This is a genomic window from Tepidanaerobacter sp. GT38, from assembly GCF_021991635.1.
Classification (GTDB): domain Bacteria; phylum Bacillota; class Thermosediminibacteria; order Thermosediminibacterales; family Tepidanaerobacteraceae; genus DTU063.
In genome coordinates, this window is the sequence record NZ_JAFFJA010000062.1 from 1 (window position 1) to 20175 (window position 20175).

The 20175-nt window shown below is 38.6% G+C and carries 17 protein-coding genes and 1 riboswitch; of the genes, 6 read left to right on the plus strand and 11 right to left on the minus strand.

The genetic code is table 11. The features are described 5' to 3' along the window. The first annotated feature begins 96 nt into the window (after positions 1-96). The gene (gene rpsT / locus JT739_RS09330) at positions 97-369 is read left to right on the plus strand and encodes a 30S ribosomal protein S20 (RefSeq protein ID WP_237660854.1); all 273 of its coding nucleotides are present in this window, start codon (positions 97-99) and stop codon (positions 367-369) included. A gap of 136 nt (positions 370-505) precedes the next feature. Then, positions 506-1108: a hypothetical protein gene (locus tag JT739_RS09335; RefSeq protein WP_237660855.1), complete on the plus strand. Its 603-nt coding sequence runs from the start codon at positions 506-508 to the stop codon at positions 1106-1108. A 44-nt stretch (positions 1109-1152) separates the two neighbouring features. On the opposite strand, the gene holA is transcribed toward JT739_RS09335, so the two are convergent. Further along, positions 1153-2118, minus strand: coding sequence for a DNA polymerase III subunit delta (gene holA / locus JT739_RS09340; protein WP_237660856.1), 966 nt, complete (start codon positions 2116-2118; stop codon positions 1153-1155). A gap of 15 nt (positions 2119-2133) precedes the next feature. After that, on the minus strand, positions 2134-4458 hold the full coding sequence (locus tag JT739_RS09345; protein WP_237660857.1) for a DNA internalization-related competence protein ComEC/Rec2: 2325 nt from the start codon (positions 4456-4458) through the stop codon (positions 2134-2136). A gap of 165 nt (positions 4459-4623) precedes the next feature. Next, positions 4624-4803: riboswitch (cobalamin riboswitch) on the plus strand. A 180-nt stretch (positions 4804-4983) separates the two neighbouring features. Here JT739_RS09345 and cobT point away from each other — a divergent pair. Both cobT and splB read left to right on the plus strand, forming a co-directional pair. Beyond that, entirely contained in the window at positions 4984-6036 is a 1053-nt protein-coding gene (cobT, locus tag JT739_RS09350; RefSeq protein ID WP_237660858.1) for a nicotinate-nucleotide--dimethylbenzimidazole phosphoribosyltransferase, read from the plus strand. A 284-nt stretch (positions 6037-6320) separates the two neighbouring features. After that, complete coding sequence (gene splB / locus JT739_RS09355) at positions 6321-7346, plus strand: spore photoproduct lyase (protein ID WP_237660859.1); 1026 nt, start codon at positions 6321-6323, stop codon at positions 7344-7346. Between the two features lie 18 nt (positions 7347-7364). On the opposite strand, the gene JT739_RS09360 is transcribed toward splB, so the two are convergent. Beyond that, the gene (locus tag JT739_RS09360; protein WP_237660860.1) at positions 7365-9170 is read right to left on the minus strand and encodes an MEDS domain-containing protein; all 1806 of its coding nucleotides are present in this window, start codon (positions 9168-9170) and stop codon (positions 7365-7367) included. Between the two features lie 242 nt (positions 9171-9412). On the opposite strand from JT739_RS09360, the gene JT739_RS09365 reads away from it, so the two are divergent. Beyond that, positions 9413-9772: a zinc ribbon domain-containing protein gene (locus JT739_RS09365; protein ID WP_237660861.1), complete on the plus strand. Its 360-nt coding sequence runs from the start codon at positions 9413-9415 to the stop codon at positions 9770-9772. On the opposite strand, the gene dapB is transcribed toward JT739_RS09365, so the two are convergent. Then, positions 9769-10524, minus strand: coding sequence for a 4-hydroxy-tetrahydrodipicolinate reductase (gene dapB / locus JT739_RS09370; RefSeq protein ID WP_237660862.1), 756 nt, complete (start codon positions 10522-10524; stop codon positions 9769-9771). The two genes, JT739_RS09365 and dapB, sit on opposite strands and share 4 nt — an antisense overlap. 185 nt (positions 10525-10709) lie before the next feature. On the opposite strand from dapB, the gene rbr reads away from it, so the two are divergent. Then, positions 10710-11243, plus strand: a complete 534-nt coding sequence (gene rbr / locus JT739_RS09375; RefSeq protein WP_237660863.1) for a rubrerythrin — start codon at positions 10710-10712, stop codon at positions 11241-11243. Positions 11244-11327: 84 nt separating this feature from the next. Here the strand turns inward: rbr and purD are convergent, their stop codons facing one another. Genes purD through purQ form a run of 7 tightly spaced genes read right to left on the minus strand, consistent with a single transcriptional unit; the run spans position 11328 to position 20175 of the window. Further along, positions 11328-12581 carry a phosphoribosylamine--glycine ligase gene (purD, locus tag JT739_RS09380; protein ID WP_237660864.1) on the minus strand — a complete coding sequence of 418 codons (1254 nt, stop codon included), beginning with the start codon at positions 12579-12581 and terminating at the stop codon, positions 11328-11330. A 36-nt stretch (positions 12582-12617) separates the two neighbouring features. Beyond that, positions 12618-14177 carry a bifunctional phosphoribosylaminoimidazolecarboxamide formyltransferase/IMP cyclohydrolase gene (gene purH, locus JT739_RS09385; RefSeq protein WP_237660865.1) on the minus strand — a complete coding sequence of 520 codons (1560 nt, stop codon included), beginning with the start codon at positions 14175-14177 and terminating at the stop codon, positions 12618-12620. Continuing rightward, complete coding sequence (purN, locus tag JT739_RS09390) at positions 14177-14815, minus strand: phosphoribosylglycinamide formyltransferase (RefSeq protein ID WP_237660866.1); 639 nt, start codon at positions 14813-14815, stop codon at positions 14177-14179. The genes purH and purN overlap by 1 nt, the downstream gene beginning before the upstream one ends. Beyond that, positions 14803-15837, minus strand: coding sequence for a phosphoribosylformylglycinamidine cyclo-ligase (gene purM, locus JT739_RS09395; RefSeq protein ID WP_237660867.1), 1035 nt, complete (start codon positions 15835-15837; stop codon positions 14803-14805). The genes purN and purM overlap by 13 nt, the downstream gene beginning before the upstream one ends. Before the next feature lie 22 nt (positions 15838-15859). Further along, positions 15860-17266 (minus strand): amidophosphoribosyltransferase, encoded by a 1407-nt coding sequence (gene purF / locus JT739_RS09400; protein WP_237660868.1) that lies wholly within the window; start codon positions 17264-17266, stop codon positions 15860-15862. Then, entirely contained in the window at positions 17256-19475 is a 2220-nt protein-coding gene (purL, locus tag JT739_RS09405; RefSeq protein WP_237660869.1) for a phosphoribosylformylglycinamidine synthase subunit PurL, read from the minus strand. Before purL ends, purF begins: the two co-directional genes overlap by 11 nt. After that, positions 19462-20175 carry a phosphoribosylformylglycinamidine synthase subunit PurQ gene (purQ, locus tag JT739_RS09410; protein WP_237660870.1) on the minus strand — a complete coding sequence of 238 codons (714 nt, stop codon included), beginning with the start codon at positions 20173-20175 and terminating at the stop codon, positions 19462-19464. Before purQ ends, purL begins: the two co-directional genes overlap by 14 nt.

The window sequence follows — 20175 nt, forward strand, 5'->3', positions numbered from 1 at the left end:
ATCACAGAATAACAACATCATATTATCGAGTTCCCTTGCATTTTAGTCCATGAAGTGATAAAATATCTCTAGTATTTTTTAGGGGGTGAATAGATTTTGGCAAATACGGCATCAGCGAGGAAACGCGTGCGCCAACAAAAGAAACGGGCGCTTCGGAATAATAAAGTCAAATCACAAATAAGATACTCAATTAAAAAGTTTATGGAAGCCGTCAATGCAGCTGATTCTGAAAACATTCAAACCTGTTTAAGAAATGCCATAAAGATTATCGACAAAGCTGCATCCAAAGGTGTCATTCACAAAAACACCGCTGCGCGTAAGAAATCAAGTCTGTATAAAAGACTTGCACAATTAAATACCGCAAGTTAAACAGCGTAAGCCAGGGCTTACGCATTTTTCTTTTTTTGCCAGCGTAAATATGCTTACTTTTGTAAAACATAATTAATAGGGTAATTACCCAAATTCATACCTGGGGGTGGTTGTTCTGGATAAGGTAATGCAGCTAATGCAACAACTACAACAGGTGCAGCAAGATATCAGTTCTTTCAATCAGGTCTTAAATCAAATAACAAGTAAAGCTCAAAGCAATATGTCTCAGCTGTCTGAACTCTCGACCCTTGAATACAACAATGCAAACAAGTTAAAAAACATGCAGCAAATTGAGCAGACTCTTCTAGATCAGCTTAAAAACATGCAAAAATGTTGCAATGACCTTTCAGGTCAGCTGCAGCAACTTACCTCTACAAGTCGGGAAATATCAACACTTGTATCGCAGGCAGAATCCCAAAAAAATCAATATAACAATCCGACCTGGCCCCAGCACACTATAAGTCAAACAACTACCAGCACCACCCAGGCAAGGAATTACGCATATAATCGAGAATTTGGACAGCATCAGGCACAGCCCGTATCTTCTGTAAATCCTAATCAAAACAATTACAGAGCATCAGCTTATAACCAGGAATTTGGGCAGCATGCTACACAGGAAGTAACACCAGTTAAAAGCTACTACGATCAGTACAGGACATCCGCATACAATCAAGAATTCGGAAAACATCAAGCAAAACCGGTTGCACCGGCCAATCAGCAACAACCTACTACCAGGTAAGCAAAAGGTCACCTTTTCGTTATTGAAAAGGTGACCTGGTATTTTTATAAAGATATTCGAGTAACTAAAAGTTCCAAACCTAAAACGTCTTGAATCTTTCCTGTCTTTATATCAGTATCGAGCTGTTGGCATAGTCGAATAGCGCTTTTAAGTTCATTTAGAGTAAAATTTTTTGATTGTTGCAAGGCCTTTTTTAAGACAAAGGGATGTAACCCTGACTTTGACTTTATATCTTGAAAGCTTAAACCTTCCATGGTTTTTACTGTCAATAAATCCATCATATGTTTTGATATCATGTACAAAATGACAATAGCTTTTTCGCCCTGATTTATTAAGCGATTTATAATTTCTATAGCCCTTGAAGGATTTTTCATTCCGATAAAATCCATCATCTCAAAAATGTTGCCTTCCAAGGATTTGAAAAAAATTTTGGATAAATCATCAGGCTCTATATGTCCTTTGTCACCTAAAAAAGCTGCAATTTTCTTTAGCTCGTTATCCGTTTGATACAAATTTCCGGTATATTCAGCTATCAAATAGGCGGTTTTTAAATCCATGCTTTTGCCATAAAGCTTTGCTCTCTTTTGAACCCAAAAAGCTTTATCTTTTATGGAAAGCTGGTTAAACTCTCGGACAATTCCCTTTGATTCCAGTATTTTATATGCCTTTTTGCGTTTATCCACCTTTAAAGCAGTTAAAATCAGTACCGTATAATCAGGAATCATCTCCAGCATATTTAAAAAGTCATCCTGTCTTTCACCTGGCTTTTCCTGGTCACCTTTGCCACCTTCAAAAAAACCGGCATCATATACTACCACTAGTTTTTTGTCTGTAATGAGGGGTACTGTTTGACACGCATTTATTATTTCTTCATTATGGACGTTTTTGCCGTCAAGGGGAATGAAGTTTACCGCTTCTAAATAATCAGGGACGAGCTTTTGCTTGATTTTGCTGATTTCATCGTTAATTAAAAGTTTTTCTTCTCCAAATAAAAGAATTACATTTTTCATGGCTTTACGTGCTCCCTACCGTATTGTCGTATATATTCTAACATTGTCTTTAAAGATTTTAAAGCTTATGGCTCCGTTAATATCCGTTCTGAGGACAGAAATACCGCTTTCTTCTAAAAGGCTTAACACTTGTGGTGACGGATGACCGAAATTATTGTCTACTCCTACTGTTATTACACCATACATGGGACTTACCTTTGATAAGAATTCCCGGGATGTAGAAGTTGAGCTGCCGTGGTGTCCAATTTTTAAAACCAAAGAACTAATATCCCTTTCTGAACTTATAAGACTTTGTTCTCCTTCATATTCCAAATCGCCTGTAAACAAAAAGCTTACACCATTGTAAGTCAGTTTAAGTACAACTGAATTATTGTTGCCGGAAGAATGTGGTACATCTTTAACCGGATGCAAGACCTCAAACACTGCTTTATCGACGATGAAGCTATCTCCCCTACTTACCTGTATGGTCTTGATTTGTTTTTGCTTAGCTATTTTGAGCATTTCCTTGAAAGTTTCACAATCTTCTGGTAAGCCGTATACGATGTTTTTAACTTTCACGGACTTTAAAATTGATAATAATCCTTTAGCGTGATCATCATCAAAGTGAGTAAACACGGCTACATCTATCTGATTAATTCCCTTAGAATAAAGCAAAGGCAAAATTATATCTTCTCCCGTATCAAAATCACTGTTAGAATAAGATGGAAGACCGCCGCCATCGATTAGTATGACTTTTTTGCCTTTAGTTTGAATGAGAATAGAATCACCTTGACCTACATCTATGAAAGTCACCTCAAAAGTTTTAAATGGCCAAACTGCCGGCAAAACAGCAGTTACTATTAAAACAATTGCAAATGCCTTCTTATATTTTACAAGATTCTCATCGGCAAAATGTATTAAATCAAAGATTAAAGCAAGTGAGATAAAATACATAAATGTGCTAAGAATAGGCATTGCAGGAATTACTATAGTTGCAAATGGCAGCTTTGAACTTGTAAAAACGATTCTTTCAACAATATCCAACAAAAAGCCTGGACATTTTACAAAAAGTGCTCCTAAGGGTTCAAATATAAGGCCTGTAATTCCAGAAATAAGGCCGCTGATCAAAATTAAGCTTACTAGAGGCACTACCAAAAGATTAGTTATAAAACCTACTAAAGATATATTATAAAAATAATAAGCCAGGACAGGGGCTACCACGAGCTGAGCAGATACCATCACAGCAATCGATTCATTAAGATACTTGGGAAGGGGTTTTAGCAGTTTTTTTATGGGATCATAAAAAAGGATTATACCGGTAACTGCCGCATATGAAAGCTGAAAGCTCACAGAAAATAGCGTCAGAGGATTTATTAACAGCAGAAACACAGCAGAAAAGCACAAACTGTTTAATGAGTCATTTTCCCTTCCAACAACTTTAGATAGCATAAAGACCATTATCATAATAGAAGCCCTTATGACAGAAGGCGATAGACCCGCCAAGAAACTATAAAAAATAATCACTATGCTCTCAATGACAAAGGAAAGCTTCCTTGAGATACCAAGTCTATAAAAAGCAAACTCGAGCACTGCATATATTATACCTGTATGAAGGCCTGATACTGCCAGCGCATGAGCTACACCGCTGTTTTTAATAGCCTTTATGGTTTCCCCGGGGATATTATCTTTTATTCCCAAAGTGACGCCGACCATCAATGATGATAGATTTAAAGGAAGATATTTTTCATAAAATGCTATCAGACGCTCTCTTAAGTAAAAGGCAGCTGCTATAAAAGGATTAGTTCTGCTTTTTCCTATAATTTCTATTTCCCGGGAAAACATGGTAGTAGAAATTCCCTTTTGCAAAAGGTAAGCTCTGAAATCAAACCCATTGGGGTTTCGCCGGCCTTGAGGCAGTTTTAACTTGCCGGAAAATTCTATTACATCTCCATAGACAAATTGCGGCCTCTCATCTTCTAATATGGAAGAAAGCCTTACTTTCCCGGTTATACGTCTGTATCCCTCTTCTTTCTTTACGTACAATGCTTTCACATCATATATGACTCTATCTTTTTTTATTGTAGGTGCATCGCTTACAACACCTATTAGGGTTTGCTCCTCTTCTGCAAAATTTACTATTGTACCGGGAATTTTTTCAAATCTAAAGCCAAAATAAAAGGCTCCAAAAAACAGGATAGCAGCTGCAGCAAAAACCATTTTTGTTTTTTTGTTTTGACCAATAAAACTTAAATAAAGACAAATAACTAAAAACAATAAAAATATGCCTATGGTCTTTGCAAAATTGCCTAAAATTAAACCGGGAATAAAAAAGGTTGCAAAAAATAAAAAAGGACGATACACTTCCATTGCCCCTTATTTTTGTTAAAACTACAAATTATTTCTGTAATTCTAGTAAAAGTCCTGCTTTTATTTGTTACTGATTATAATTAAATAACATAAAAATTTATAGTGCGAGAAGGAAAAACGTTTTTTACGGTGAATATTAATATATAATATATAAAAATTGAAAGGCAAAACTTATTAGGTGCCCATCAGGGAGAATAGGGAATCAGGTGCAAATCCTGAGCGGACCCGCCACTGTAAGCAGTAGCTGTCCACAGTTGCCACTGAAGGCTAAGCTTTTGGGAAGGCGTGGATCAGCGATGACTGTAAGCCAGGAGACCTGCCTAATAAGGCAAGCTTTAGGATGATGGTAAAGTCCTAAGATTGGATGTCTGTTCAATCTTAGGACTTTTTTTAATACTACATAGCATCAAAAAAGTATATACAAATTCATATGCAGTAAGCTTTATAAGCCTAAGTGGTACCGTGTTTAGAATCGTCTTTGACGTTTAATGTTAATAATAAGTTTTAGGAGGAGATGTTATGAATAAGCTCGAGCTAACTTTACAACAGATTAAGCCTCTTTATGATGATGTTATGAAGAAAACTCAAAATCGACTTGATGATCTAACAAAGCCTCAGGGAAGTTTAGGAGTGCTAGAAGATATCGCAAAGCAAATCGCAGGCATCACAGGTAATGTAATTCCAGAACTACCCAAAAAAGCAGCTATTTTAATGGCTGGAGACCACGGCATTGTTAAAGAAGGAGTTGCCCCTTATCCACAAGCAGTGACAGCTCAAATGGTATTGAATTTTGTAAACGGCGGTGCCGCTATGAGCGTTTTGACAAGGCATGAGAACGCCAAACTATATGTGGTCGATATAGGTGTCGCCACTGATTTGCCAGAAATGCCAAACATTATCAAAAGGAAGGTAGCATACGGAACAAAAAATATGGCTGAGGGTCCTGCAATGACTAAAGCGGAAGCCGTTAGCGCCATAGAAATTGGCATTGAAATAACAGAAGAAGTGATTAAGGACGGCGCAGGGCTAATAGCCATTGGTGAAATGGGTATTGGAAACACCTCGCCAAGCACGGCAATTATAGCGACATACAGCGGTCTTCCGGTGAAAGACGTAGTAGGTAGGGGCACCGGAGTTGATGACGAAAGGCTGAAAATAAAGATAGCAGCCATAGAAAAAGCTTTAGAGGTAAATAAACCTAATCCTGCTAATCCCATCGAAGTATTATCTAAAGTAGGAGGTTTAGAAATAGCCGGCCTCACAGGGGTGATACTTGCGTGTGCTGCAAATCGAGTGCCAGTTATTATCGACGGCTTTATTTCCGGAGCTGCCGCAGTAATAGCTTATAAGATGGCGCCGCTGTCCAAAAACTATATGTTAGGCTCCCACCTTTCGCAAGAGCCTGGACATAAAGTTATGCTGGATTTTTTGGGAATTAAGCCAATGCTTATGATGAACATGCGCTTAGGTGAAGGCACCGGTGCAGCTTTAGCAATGAACCTCGTAGATGCCAGTCTAAAAATATTAAAAGAAATGGCCACATTCAGCGAAGCAGGCATATCCTCTAAATAAATAAAACATTTTACCAAAAACCAACCTATACAATAATTTTCTGCTCTAAAGCAACAAACAATCCCTCGTCAAGCTTTATAGAGGGATTGTTTGTTGCAAGAAAGTTCAGCAGACTGCTCAATAATGACCGACCCATTAGCAATATTTTAAAAACATCGATAACACCCAGATTGTTTATAATCCACCTATAGGCCTATAAATCTAGGGATATAAAACAAACAAAAACTGATTTTACAGAAATTTAAAGGGGCATTATAGGGCACACTAATCATGGGTGATAATTAATGAATATGTTCATACCAAAAAGAGCCTTGTTTGAACGAGACGCTATCAACTATCCTATAGGAAAATATATCTTTGATAAAATGCATGAATTGGGTGTTGAAACATCTTTTATTGGTTCACACAATCGTGTCATGGGAATACCTGGTAAGACTGCGCAGGAAGCATATTTTGAAGGGAAAAGGACTTTAGTTGTAGGAATAAGAAGGACCCTTGATTTTCAAACATGCAAGCCCTCCGCCCATTACCAGCTACCATTAGTAACAAGTTGCATCGGTGAATGCGAGTATTGTTACCTTAATACGACATTGGGCAAAAAACCTTATATTAGAGTATATGTAAATATTGACGATATTTTATCACGGGCAAAGGAGTATATAAATGAAAGAAAGCCTGAAATAACCATTTTTGAAGGTTCTGCCACATCCGATCCTTTACCTGTAGAGCCCTACAGCGGTTTATTAAAAAAGTCAATAGAATTTTTCGGCAAAGAAGAACTCGGACGCTTTCGATTTGTAACCAAGTTTACAAATGTTGATTCCCTGCTTAAGGCAGAGCACAATAAGCGGACCACCTTTAGATTCAGCATAAATTCAGAAAGTGTAATACGAAAATTTGAGCACAGAACACCACCTTTAGATGAAAGGATAAAGGCAGCGGAAAAAGTAGCATCCGCCGGTTATCCAATGGGTTTTATTATAGGACCTATTTTCCATTACCAAGAGTGGAAATCAGAATATGGACAAATGCTTGAAAACCTTGCCCGCCGGCTTTCCGGAAAGATAAGTGTTCCACCGGCTTTTGAACTTATTACCCATCGTTTTACCAAAACAGCAAAAAAAAATATTTTAGAGGTATTCCCTAAAACCCAGCTTCCTCTCGATGAAGAGGACAGAAAGTTTAAATACGGTCAATTTGGCTATGGAAAATATATATATCCTAAAGAGCAGATGACAGAAATGAAGGCTTTTTTCGAAAAAAAAATCCAGGAAGTTTTCCCGGATGCAGAGATTTTGTATTTTGTATAAATTTAATTGAGATTGTGCCTATGCATAAATATCCGAAAACTCTAAGTTTGCTCTTTCTACAAAGTTATGTCCGGTAGGACTTAAAGTAGCCAAAGGACAACTCTGTTCAGCTACTGTTTTACTTGGAAGGATTACACTGAATTTGCTGCCTTTGCCAAATTCACTTTCTACGGTAAGTGTCCCTCCGTGTTTTTCAACGATAGACTTGGCTATGGGAAGTCCCAGACCACTTCCTTCGTGGTGTCTCGTAAATAATTTCTCTACTCGTTGAAATTTATTAAAAATCAATTGCTGTTTGTTCCTGGGTATACCCACACCATTATCTTTTACAGTGATAATAACTTTATCTCCACAATCTGTAATATTGACCCAAATATTGCCATTTGTTGGTGTGAATTTTACTGCATTAGATATCAGATTTAAAATAACTCTATCAATTTGATCGGGGTCACAGGCAATTATTTTTTCTTCCGTGTTTGTGTCAAACTGTATTTTAAGGCCTTTGCTTTTTACAAACTCGACGACAGATAATGTAATGTTCTCCACAATTTCAACTATATTGCAGTTTTTTACGTTTAACTCGAAAAAATCCGAATCGAGCATTGTAATATCTATAAGGTTATTCACAAGTCTCAGCAGCCTGTAACAGTTCTGCCGAATAATGTTAAAATACTTTTCTTGGCTGTTACCGGTATTTTTCTGCTGAACTTCTATCAGCTGAAGTGCTGATAGTATGACATTTAGCGGTGTTCTTAACTCATGAGACATGCTGCAAAAAAACTCCGTTTTTATTTTGTCGTATTCAATAGTTTCATTTAGTAAATCATTTTTTATTATAATATCTCTCTCAAGTTCAACCATTCTCTTACGATGTGAAATATTACTTATAATAGACAATGCAGCCGAACAACCGTTGTAAATGTATTTAGTAGAGATTATCTCTATATCCAGCAGTTGACCACTTTTATCTATCAATTTAGTATATAGGCAATTGTTACACGTTTTATCATTTAGTACCTGTCGGACAAAGTCTTCGTAATCCTGTCTTTTGTCCTCACAAATAAACTGCAAAAGAGACATCTTTCCTATTGTATCATAGTCTATTACCCCAGTTATTTTCAGTGCCGCGTTGTTACAGTAATATATTTTTTGTTCATCGTGGATAAACACAGCAATAGGCAACAGTTGAAGCAATTTTCTCCAATTACCTTGGCTTTGCTGTAATTGTTTTTCTTTAATCAGCAGCTCATCATTTTTTAACAGTTTCAACTCAGCATCATCTTTTAGTAATGTATAGGCGTGATTTTTTACTATTTTTCCAAATTCTAAGATATTTACATTGCCAATATCATAAAGGCAAATTGCTATTAAAGGAAGTTTGGAAATTACGCTGTTAACATTTTGCTCATAATTATTAAAGCTCTCAAAATCACTCTTTTTTAGCCAACCTATATCCGCAACAGCTCTAAGACCGTCAAAACCATTGTCTACTGCAGAATTTGTAAAGTCAGCCCATTTTTTGCTTACAATAGACTCGTTGAAAGTATTGTTTTCAAGATACCAAGCTGAATACGAAACTATCTTTAGTTGACCACTCTCAATAAAATAATCGACATTTACAACCTGGCTTTTAATTATTTCTTTTACTTCCTGGTAAGTTGTATTATGAGAATAAATCCATAAACATATCTCGTTATTAAACAACCCCTCTTTAATAAAAGCTGCCAAATAATAAAAATCATCTTTTGAAGAGTAAAACTGGCTGATGTGTGTTCCCCAAGGAACATCACCAATGATATCAATCCCCGTTGGTCTAGCTTCCATTATCCCCTGTAACCCCCATAGTTTGCATTAAAGTAAGAATTTATATATTTTGGGATGGTGCTCACACAATAGTTATTATAAAAATTATACCAGTTACTGTCAATAAAAGGTTTACGACGGCAGTTGACAACTTTCGTATGTAAAATCCTGATGCATTTAATAAGCTTTTGTAGTTAGTCTTTATTTATATACTTAATTATTGTATAATTTACAATAATGACTTAGCTATAGGGGGAAATATTATGTTTTTTATTGGCATTTTTGGGATTCAGCAAAAAGAACATTCTGTAAAGGAATTTGACAACATTATATGCCCTGAATGCGAAAAACTCACGAGAGCACAGCTTCGTGAGTCGTATACATATTTTCACTTTTTTTTCATCCCACTGTTTAAATGGAATAGACAATATTTTCTTCAACTTAGATGCTGTGGAAGCATGTATATGGTAGATCCTGATTACGTAGATGAACTTAAACGCAGTGACAACATTGATTTTGACCGGCTTCGTAAAATACAAACGCCAAATAATATTTGCCAAAATTGCGGAAGTTTTATACACCCGAATTTTGCATACTGCCCTTATTGTGGCCAAAAGCGCTAATGGAGACATACATTCATTAAATCTTGCATAGTGTAATATCCTGGCTTTTGATTAGCAATAAATTTTATAACATTTACTGCACCAGCAGCTAAGACTCTTCTTGAAGTTAATTTATGTGAAATTTCTATTGTCTCATCCTCACCTATTAATAATACCGTGTGTTCCCCTACTAAGTTGCCACCTCGTATCGAATGAATGCCGATTTCGTTTTTTTGTCGTTTTTTTCTGACATCAGCCCTGCTGCACACACATTCAGCATCTTCTCTCACTTCTTTAATGCCATTTGCAATCATTAAAGCTGTTCCACTAGGAGCATCTATTTTTTGATTGTGGTGTTTCTCTACAATTTCAATATCATAATCTTTTAGCACTTTTGCTGCCTGCTTAACTAAATTTAAAAGTAAAAAAACTCCCAGACACATATTGTGCGAAACAAATACAGGCACATTTTTTGAGGCATTCAAAAGCATTTCCTTATGTTCATTTTCTAAACCCGTAGTGCCAACTGCTAAAGCAACTCCTTTTGCCACAGCATATTCTGTGAGGTTTTTTATTGCTGAAGGGTGAGAAAAATCTATAACTACATCTGGAATTTCCGGAATTTTATAAAGGTCGTCATATATGATTATGCTTTCTTCCTCGCAAAAAATATCAAAACCTGCTATTACCCTCATGTCATCTCGGCAATTTATCAATTCAGTTATGGCTTTACCCATTTTCCCTTTTGCTCCGCTTACAACGACTTTTATCATTTAAACACCTCCAACTGCAATGTTAGATACGATTTAGATATATTATGTATGTTATCATCTTAATTTCATTTGTTCAAGTATGTAGATATAAAGTTTTTTCCACAATTAAGAAGGATTTTTGGATTTGCTGTCGAATTATATATTATGATAATAAAAATTATTATTGATTAGATGGAGGTAATTACATGGAACTTAAAGGAACTAAGACAGAAAAGAATTTGCTGCAAGCACTTGCAGGAGAAGCCATGGCTCGGTGCAAATACGATTATTTTGCTTCAGTAGCAAAAAGAGAAGGTTATGAACAAATAATGGGGGTTTTTCAAGAAACTGCTAATAACGAAAAAGAACATGCTAAAATGTGGGCAAAATTTTTAGGATTAATAGGCAATACAGAAAAGAACCTGGAAGAAGCGGCAAAAGGCGAAAACTATGAGTGGACAGAAATGTACAAGGAATTTGCCAAAACAGCTCGAGCAGAAGGGTTTGACGAAATCGCCGATTATTTTGATAGAGTTGCTGAAGTTGAAGCAGAACATGAAAAGAGATATAAAAAGCTGCTTGAGCGTTTAAAAGACGGTTCAGTATTTAAGCGGCCTGAACCTATAAAATGGCGCTGCCGCAATTGCGGTTATGTTTATGAAGGCACAGAACCACCCAAAGTATGTCCTGCTTGTGCTCACCCCATGGCATTCTATGAACCGGCAGCCGAAAACTATTAATATAGTGTCTTGAGGGCTAATTAATAAAAAAACAAGGCTCAATCGTCGGCTAAATTAGATGATTGAGCCTTGTTTTTCTTTAACTTATTTGCTTATATCTTTTCTATAGTGCATGCCATCAAAATGTATTTTGGAAACGGCTTCATAAGCCTTTTGCCTGGCAGTTTGGACATCTTTACCCAATGCAGTTATTCCCAGAACTCTTCCGCCAGCCGTAACAATCTTATTATTTTTTACGGTTGTTCCTGCATGAAACACAATAGCACCAGTTTTTTCAGCATCCTCAAGACCGGTTATTACCTTGCCTGTTTCATAATGACCCGGATAACCGCCTGACGCCATAACCACACATACGGCTGCCTCTTGTCTCCACTCTATCTGAACATCGGCTAAATTGCCATTTAGGATCGCCAACATAATATCCACTAAATCAGTTTTTAGCCTTGGAATTACAACTTGGGCTTCAGGATCACCAAAACGGCAATTGTACTCCAAAACCTTTGGGCCTTCCTGTGTAAGCATAAGCCCGGTATATAATACTCCCTTAAAGGGCATACCCTCTTTTGCCATAGCATCAACTGTTTTTTGAATTATAGATTCTTTTACAACCTGATCAAGTTCCACACTATACGCTGGAGCGGGAGAAACTGCTCCCATGCCTCCCGTATTGGGCCCTTTATCACCGTCACAGACTCTCTTGTGGTCCCTGCTGCTGACCATAGGCACTGCCACTTTTCCGTCACAAAAAGCCAACACAGTTACTTCCGGTCCCTGCAAATATTCTTCAATTACTATGCGATTGCCTGAATTGCCAAAAGTTTTATCAATCATTATGCTCTTTACTGCAGCTTCTGCCGTGTCCCTGTCTTGGGCAATAACAACTCCTTTACCTGCTGCAAGGCCCTCTGCTTTTATAACTTGCGGCATATTGACAGAATGTATGTAGTCTATGGCATCTTGAGGTTTTTCAAAGACCTGGTATTTTGCCGTTGGAATATTATATTTCTTCATCAGATTTTTCGAAAATACCTTACTGCCTTCTATTTGAGCTGCAGCTTTAGAAGGGCCGAAAATCTTTAGTCCCCTTTTCTCAAATTCATCTACAATACCGGAAACTAAGGGTGCTTCAGGACCTACAACAGTCAAATCTATTTTATTTTTTTCAGCAAAATCAGCTAGAACATTTATGTCATCAACAGAAATATTTACTATTTTGGCAAGATTTTTCATGCCAGGATTGCCGGGAGCACAGTAAACTTCACTTACTTTAGGGCTCTGAGCAATCTTCCAGACTAAAGTGTGCTCCCTGCCACCACCGCCGATTACAAGGACTTTCATATGAGCACCTCGTTTCTATTTCTTTTTCTAAGCATATTAATGTCTGAAATGGCGCATACCCGTAAAGACCATCGCAATATTGTTTTCATCAGCTACTTTGATGGAATCTTCGTCCCTTATAGAGCCGCCCGGTTGAATAATAGCCGTTATTCCCGCTGCAGCTGCTGCTTCCACCACATCAGAAAATGGAAAGAAGGCGTCAGATGCCAGTACTGCTCCTTTTGTATTTACACCGGCATGGTCTATGCTTTGCTGAGTAGCCCAGATTCTGTTAACTTGACCTGCGCCAATACCAACAGCGATCAGGTCTTTGGCCAATACGATAGCATTTGATTTCACATGCTTTACTACTTTCCAGCCAAACAGTAGATCCTGCATCTCTTTATCGGAAGGTGCTCGTTTTGTCACGACCTTCAAATCTTTTTCACTAATATCCTGAGCATCATATTCTTGAACTAAAAGGCCTCCAGATACTTTTTTCAAATCCCATGTTGTATTGAGTTTATTATCTAAGTTGACTTCCAATATTCTCAAGTTTTTCTTAGTTCTAAGGATTTCTAAAGCATGCGGCTCAAACCCCGGCGCTATGACAATTTCTAAAAATATTTTAACCAATTCTTCTGCCGTTGGAACATCTACAGGCCTATTTAGTGCTACGATTCCGCCAAATATGGATACTGGGTCAGCATTATAGGCTTTAATATAAGCATCATAAATATTGTCGCCGCAAGCTACTCCACAAGGGTTGGTATGTTTTACTGCTACTGCCGCCGGCATATCAAATTCCATTACCGCTTTTAAAGCTGCATCGGCATCATTTATGTTATTAAAGGATAACTCTTTGCCGCCTAACTGTTTTGCCCCTGCTAATGTACCTGAGTGCCTTCCAACTTCACCATAAAAAGCAGCTTTTTGATGGGGATTTTCGCCGTATCGCAAATCTTGAATTTTTTCATATGTCAATGTAAGATTCTGCGGGAAAAAACTGTCGGGAGAAGAAAAAGTATCAGCAGAAATATTTTGCTTTAAGTAATCAGCAATTAATGCATCATAATGGGCAGTATGCTCGAAAACCTTATACGCAAGCTTCATTCTTTGGTTTTTGTCTAGATCGCCCTTATTGCGTAATTCTTTGAGTACAAAGGGATAATCCTTAGGATCCACTACTACTATTACATCTTTATGATTTTTTGCCGCTGAACGCAGCATGGAAGGCCCGCCGATATCGATATTTTCAATAGCTTCCTCCATGGTAACACAGGGCTTAAGAATTGTCTGTTTAAAGGGATAAAGGTTGATGACTACCAAATCGATGGGTGCTATACCTAATTCTGCTATTTGATGCATGTGTTTGCTGTTGTCGCGAACCGCCAGAAGACCTCCGTGGATCTTAGGATGAAGTGTTTTTACCCGTCCATCTAAAATTTCTGGAAAACCAGTAATGTCAGACACGGCAGTTACTTCTATACCAGCGTCTTTTAATGTTTTTGCAGTACCGCCAGTAGAAATAATTTCTACATTCAGCTCATAAAGGCCTTTTGCAAACTCTATAATACCTTCTTTATTTGAAACGGATATTAAGGCACGTTTTATCATCAATGTTCCTCCCCCTTGATTATTTTTACACTACGGCCTTGGACTTGAAGTCTGCCCAGGGCATAAAGCTTTATGGCCTCAGGATATATTTTGTGTTCCTCCTGAAGCACCCGTTCAGCTAAGGTTTCAGGAGTATCATTATCCAGGACCGGCACAGCCCTTTGAAGGATTATGGGGCCAGTATCCGCACCTTCATCTACAAAATGGACCGTTACGCCAGTAATTTTTACACCATAATCCAAAACTGCCTTGTGCACTTTTTCACCGTAATAACCTTCACCGCAAAAAGCCGGTATGAGAGATGGATGAATATTCATGATTTTGCCTTGAAATGTGTTAACAAAGTGCGGTGAAAGAACTCGAAGAAAACCTGCCAACACGATAAGGTCTACTTTAAATGAATTGAGCAATCTAATCATCTCATCTTCATAGGCTGTCTTAGTTGGAAAAGTCTTTGGATTGACCACAAATGAAGGAATATTGTGCCTTTTTGCCCTTTCAAGGGCATAAACCCCTTCCTTGCTGGATATTACTATAACTACTTCAGCCGGCAGGTAACCGGAATTGCAGTGGTCTATAATTGATTGTAGATTAGAACCTCCTCCTGATACCAAAACTCCAAGCCTCAGTTTTGACAAAATACCACCCCGCCACTGCCTTTCGACACTTCCCCTATGATCCAAGCTTTTTCACCTTGCTCTAAAACTGCCTTTAAAATTTGTTCTGCTTCCTCTTCAGGTGCAATAAGCACATAGCCAATGCCCATATTAAATGTCCTGTACATTTCTTCATCTTCTACCTGACCAATTTTTTGAATCATATTAAATACGGCAGGAATTTCCCATGTGCCTTCATTTATTTGTACTTGAAGTCCTTCAGGCAAAATCCTGGGCAAATTTTCCAATAGCCCTCCACCTGTGATATGTGCCATCCCATGTATGCCAAAACTATTGAGAGCACATATTGTTCTTGCGTAAATTTTAGTGGGTTTTAAAAGCTCTTCACCCAAAGTGCAGCCAAATTCTTCGATATATTCCTCTGGCAACAATTTGCCTGCTTCAAAAAAAACTTTTCTCGCCAAAGAATAGCCGTTACTGTGAAGTCCAGATGATGCAATACCAATGACGACATCGCCGTTTTTTATCAAAGACCCATCTATGATTTTGCTCTTGTCCACTACTCCTACAGCAAAACCGGCAATATCGTATTCATTTTCATCGTACATTCCAGGCATTTCTGCCGTCTCTCCGCCTAAAAGGGCACAACCTGCCATTTTACATCCCTCTGCTACACCTTTGACAATATGGGCTACCTTTTCCGGGATAAGTTTTCCAACAGCTATATAGTCTAGAAAGAAAAGGGGCTTGGCACCGTGAACCAAAATATCATTTACACACATAGCAACCGCATCTATACCGATGCTGTCATGCTTATCCAACATGAAGGCAATTTTTAGTTTAGTTCCTACTCCGTCTGTACCTGCCACAAGAACAGGTTCTTTATATTTTGTTGTATCTAGCTGAAAGAAACCGCCAAACCCGCCCAACTCTCCCAATACACCGGGCTGAAACGTGGTTTTTACATACTCTTTCATGAGCTCTACCGCTCGATTGCCTGCATCAATATCCACACCAGCTTTTTTATATGTTAACCCTTTCATTGTACACACCTCCCTTTCCTTTCTACCTCTTTTCAAATACATAGCGTTTTCTCTCCCGCGGCACATCTAAGGGGTATTTACCGGTAAAACACCCTGAACAAAATTTCTCTGCTGGCAAGCCTGTTGCCTTAATTAATCCATGTAGGCTAAGATACCCTAAGCTGTCAGCTCCAATATGCTCTCGGATTTCTTCTATATTTCGTTGAGCACCGATTAGCTCTTTTCGTGTAGATGTATCTATGCCGAAGTAACAAGAGTGTACAACAGGCGGTGAGCTTACTCTAACGTGCACCTCTTTAGCTCCCGCTTCCCTTAATAAATTTACTATTAAGCCACTTGTGGTGCCTCTGACAATTGAATCGTCTACCATTACCAGGCGTTTCCCTTTTACAACTTCTCTCACTGCATTTAGCTTTAGTTTGACGCCAATTGCCCTTGAACTTCGTGTGGGCTTAATAAATGTCCTACCTACATATCGATTTTTTATAAGCCCTATATCAAAAGGAATACCGGCAGCGGCGGCATACCCTAAAGCGGATACCGTTCCCGAATCTGGCACCCCTATAACCAGATCCGCGTCCACCGGTTGTTCCTCTGCAAGCAATCTGCCAGCTTGTAATCGGGCCATATAAACACTTCTGCCGTCAATAGTACTATCTGGCCTTGCGAAATATACAAATTCAAAGATACATGAAGCATATGAAAGACCTGCTTGGCTCTTTTTAATGCTTCTTATACCGTCTTTGTTTATAACTACTATTTCACCGGGCTCAATATCTCTAATAAATTGGGCATCTATTGTATCTAAGGCACAGCTTTCAGATGCTAGAACATAGGAATCTTTTTGCTTTCCAAGACACAAGGGTCTTATGCCGTAGGGATCCCTCATGCCTATCAAGGTATCCTCAGTCATAATGACGAGCGCATAGGAACCTTTCAGCTTGTCCATGCATTTTTCTACTGCCTTTGAAATGTCTTCCGAGTGTTGCCTCGCTATTAAAAAGGCAATAACTTCACTGTCTATTTCTGTCTGAAAGGCTACACCCTGTTCCTCTAATTCTTTTCTAAGCTCCGGAGCATTTATTAGATTGCCGTTATGCGCCACTGCTAAATATCCATTTTTATAGCGGACCACTAAAGGCTGAGCATTAATGAGGGTATTGGCTTCATTAGTACAGTAGCGCACATGGCCTACTCCTATATATCCAGAAAGGTTATCAAGTATCTCATCATTAAATGCTTCAGAGACCAAGCCCATTGCCTTATGATATTTAATACCACTACCTGAAGTTACGGCTATTCCTGCACTCTCCTGGCCGCGATGCTGGAGGGCATAAAGGCCGTAATATATGCTGCGGCCTAAAGCTTCATCTTCTTTATTCCCATATATGCCAATAACACCGCATGCTTCTTTAAACTTACCGTACATTTTCCACTCTCCGTTTAATGGCATTTTTTGATACTTCGGTGATTTTTCCCAAGGACACATTTATTTCCCCTGCAACACTTCCATTGCGCCTTATCCGTACGTTTATAATATCCGGCTTTACTTTGCCTAGCACGCTTAGTTTTACATTCATTTCTTTTGAAAGTTGGTTTAAGGCTTCAAAATTTTCTTCACTTAGACTTAAAATAATCCTAGACTGACCTTCGCCAAAGAGCAGCACATCAGGTCTAATGTCTGCTTCTATTTCTCCCTCAAATCCTAGCTTTCCTGCAATACAGCATTCAGCAAGCGCAACGGCTAATCCACCATCAGACACATCATGGGCTGAGTTTACTAAACCCAGTTCTATGGCTTTGAGGCAACACTTCTGCACATTAAGTTCATCATCAAGATTTAATCTAGGTGCTGGCCCTCCTACAATGTTTAATATTTCTTTTAAATATACGGAACCGCCTATCTCATCAGTATTTTCACCAAGGAGGACAACTAAGTCTCCCGATTTTTTAAATTCCATAGTGCAGTGTTTATTCACATCTTCTAAAACTCCTACCATACCGATAATCGGCGTAGGATATACCGTGCTCTCTTTGCCTTCATTGTAAAAACTGACATTGCCGCTTATAACAGGAATCCCTAAATCTTTAGAAGCTTCCGATATGCCTTTTATACATTCCTCAAATTGATAATAAACCTCTGGTTTTTCGGGATTGCCGAAATTTAAACCATCAGTCAGGGCTAAAGGTTTTGCACCGGTTACTACCAAATTTCTGGCAGCTTCAGCCACAACCTGTTTGCCACCTTCATATGGGTCCAGGTAACAATAATAACCATTTCCGTCTATGGATACTGCTATACCTTTTTTCGAACCTTTTATTCTAAGCACGGCAGCATCTGAGCCTGGAGAAACTACAGTATCCGTGCCAGCAGTTTGGTCAAATTGATTATATACATACGCTTTGCTCGCAATATTGGGCAAATCAAAAAGTTTGAGCAGTACTTCGTTTAAATCATCCGGTTCGGGGAGCTTTGATATATCAACCGTTAAGTTGTCCAAGTAGCTGGGTCTTTTACTTTCTCTTTTTACTATAGGTACACCTTCTGCTAAAGACTTGGCTGGGACTTCACCTACTACCTTGCCGTTTTCCAATATTCTGAGCATCCCATCATCGGTAACTGTGCCAAATTTTTCTGCCTCTAAACCCCATTTCTTAAAAATTTGCTTTACATCATCTTCATGGCCCTTTTCCACAATGACTAGCATCCGCTCTTGTGATTCAGATATCATAATTTCATAAGGTTTCATATTTTCGTCTCTCTGATGAACTAGCGCCACATCCAATTCGATACCACTTCCTGCCCGGGCTGCTGTTTCACAAGTAGAAGATACTACACCTGCAGCTCCCATGTCTTGAACGCCAATAACCCATTCTTTTTCTAAAAGCTCAAGACATGCTTCCATCAATTGCTTTTCTTTAAAAGGATCTCCTACCTGCATTGGAGAGCCCTGATCAGGATTATCATCTGAAAGTTCACCTGAAGCAAAGCTTGCACCGTGCATTCCGTCCCGGCCGGTAGCTGCACCTACCACCATTACTGAATTTCCTATGCCTGCAGCTTTACCTCTCACTATCTTGTCATGACGGATTATCCCAACACACATGGCGTTTACCAAGGGGTTTTCTTTATAAGCATCATCGAAATAAACCTCGCCACCTATGGTGGGTATCCCAATGACGTTGCCATAATCACCAATGCCAGCTACTGCACCTTTAAATAAAAACTTTGCTCGGGGGTTATCAAGACTACCGAATCTGAGGGAGTTTAAAAGGGCAATAGGCCGCGCACCCATTGCAAATATGTCCCGAATCACACCTCCTGCACCGGTTGCAGCTCCCTGATAGGGTTCTACTGCTGACGGATGATTGTGGCTTTCCACTTTCATAACAATGGCTAAATTTTCTCCTATATCTACAATTCCTGCATTTTCACCTGGGCCTTGAAGGACTTGAGGCCCTTCTGTCGGCAGGCGCTTTAGAACTACTTTTGAATTTTTATAACTGCAGTGTTCCGACCACATAACACTATATAAAGTAAGTTCGAGGTAATTGGGTTCTCTGCCTAATATCTTTAGTATTTCATCATATTCCAAATCCGTTAAACCAAGTTTCTTAGCTTCATCACGAGATGCCATGAGTTTTTCCCCTTTCTATATACCGGACTATAGACTCAAAAATTCTTAAACCATCCGTATTACCTAATAATTCTTCAGCACAGCGCTCCGGATGTGGCATTAATCCAAGGACATTGCCTGCAGGGTTAACTATACCTGCAATATTTTCTAAAGAACCCGTAGGATTTGACTCGAAAGTGTTGCCATTTTCACCACAATACGTGAACACTATTCTATTGTCAGCTTTTAAGCATTTTATGGTATCAGTGTCTGCATAGTAATTGCCATATTTACAAGCAAGGGTCAGGCGAATCATTTCTCCCTTTTTGAAAAGTGAGGTAAAAGGAGTGTCAGTATTTTCAACGCGAACAAATACATCATTTGAGAAAAATTTTAAATCTTTATTTATCAATACTGCTCCGGGAAGCAAACCAGCCTCAAGTAATATTTGAAATCCGTTTCCTATTCCAAGCACAAACTTTTTAGCTTTAGCTGCATCAATCACAGATTTCATCACTTTCGAACGGGCAGCAAGGGCTCCTGGACGAAGATAATCTCCATGAGACGCTCCCCCAGGAAGAATGATTAAATCAAAATCTTCTGGAGCAAAAGATTCCTTGTAAAAAACATACTCAACTGGTTTTTCTAAGATATTTTTACAAACATGATAACAATCGCTATCACCACTTGACCCAGCAAACTGTATCACCGCACACTTCAT

What these genes read in the sequence shown, in the direction of transcription:
- cobT (WP_237660858.1), top strand. Translation starts at nt 4,984, where the DNA reads ATGAATAAGCTCGAGCTAACTTTACAACAGATTAAGCCTCTTTATGAT.
- JT739_RS09335 (WP_237660855.1), top strand. Translation starts at nt 506, where the DNA reads ATGCAACAACTACAACAGGTGCAGCAAGATATCAGTTCTTTCAATCAG.
- purM (WP_237660867.1), bottom strand. Translation starts at nt 15,837, where the DNA reads ATGAAAGGGTTAACATATAAAAAAGCTGGTGTGGATATTGATGCAGGC.
- purL (WP_237660869.1), bottom strand. Translation starts at nt 19,475, where the DNA reads ATGGCATCTCGTGATGAAGCTAAGAAACTTGGTTTAACGGATTTGGAA.
- splB (WP_237660859.1), top strand. Translation starts at nt 6,321, where the DNA reads ATGAATATGTTCATACCAAAAAGAGCCTTGTTTGAACGAGACGCTATC.
- purD (WP_237660864.1), bottom strand. Translation starts at nt 12,581, where the DNA reads ATGAAAGTCCTTGTAATCGGCGGTGGTGGCAGGGAGCACACTTTAGTC.
- purF (WP_237660868.1), bottom strand. Translation starts at nt 17,266, where the DNA reads ATGTACGGTAAGTTTAAAGAAGCATGCGGTGTTATTGGCATATATGGG.
- JT739_RS09360 (WP_237660860.1), bottom strand. Translation starts at nt 9,170, where the DNA reads ATGGAAGCTAGACCAACGGGGATTGATATCATTGGTGATGTTCCTTGG.
- dapB (WP_237660862.1), bottom strand. Translation starts at nt 10,524, where the DNA reads ATGATAAAAGTCGTTGTAAGCGGAGCAAAAGGGAAAATGGGTAAAGCC.
- rbr (WP_237660863.1), top strand. Translation starts at nt 10,710, where the DNA reads ATGGAACTTAAAGGAACTAAGACAGAAAAGAATTTGCTGCAAGCACTT.
- JT739_RS09365 (WP_237660861.1), top strand. Translation starts at nt 9,413, where the DNA reads ATGTTTTTTATTGGCATTTTTGGGATTCAGCAAAAAGAACATTCTGTA.
- holA (WP_237660856.1), bottom strand. Translation starts at nt 2,118, where the DNA reads ATGAAAAATGTAATTCTTTTATTTGGAGAAGAAAAACTTTTAATTAAC.
- purH (WP_237660865.1), bottom strand. Translation starts at nt 14,177, where the DNA reads ATGATAAAACGTGCCTTAATATCCGTTTCAAATAAAGAAGGTATTATA.
- purQ (WP_237660870.1), bottom strand. Translation starts at nt 20,175, where the DNA reads ATGAAGTGTGCGGTGATACAGTTTGCTGGGTCAAGTGGTGATAGCGAT.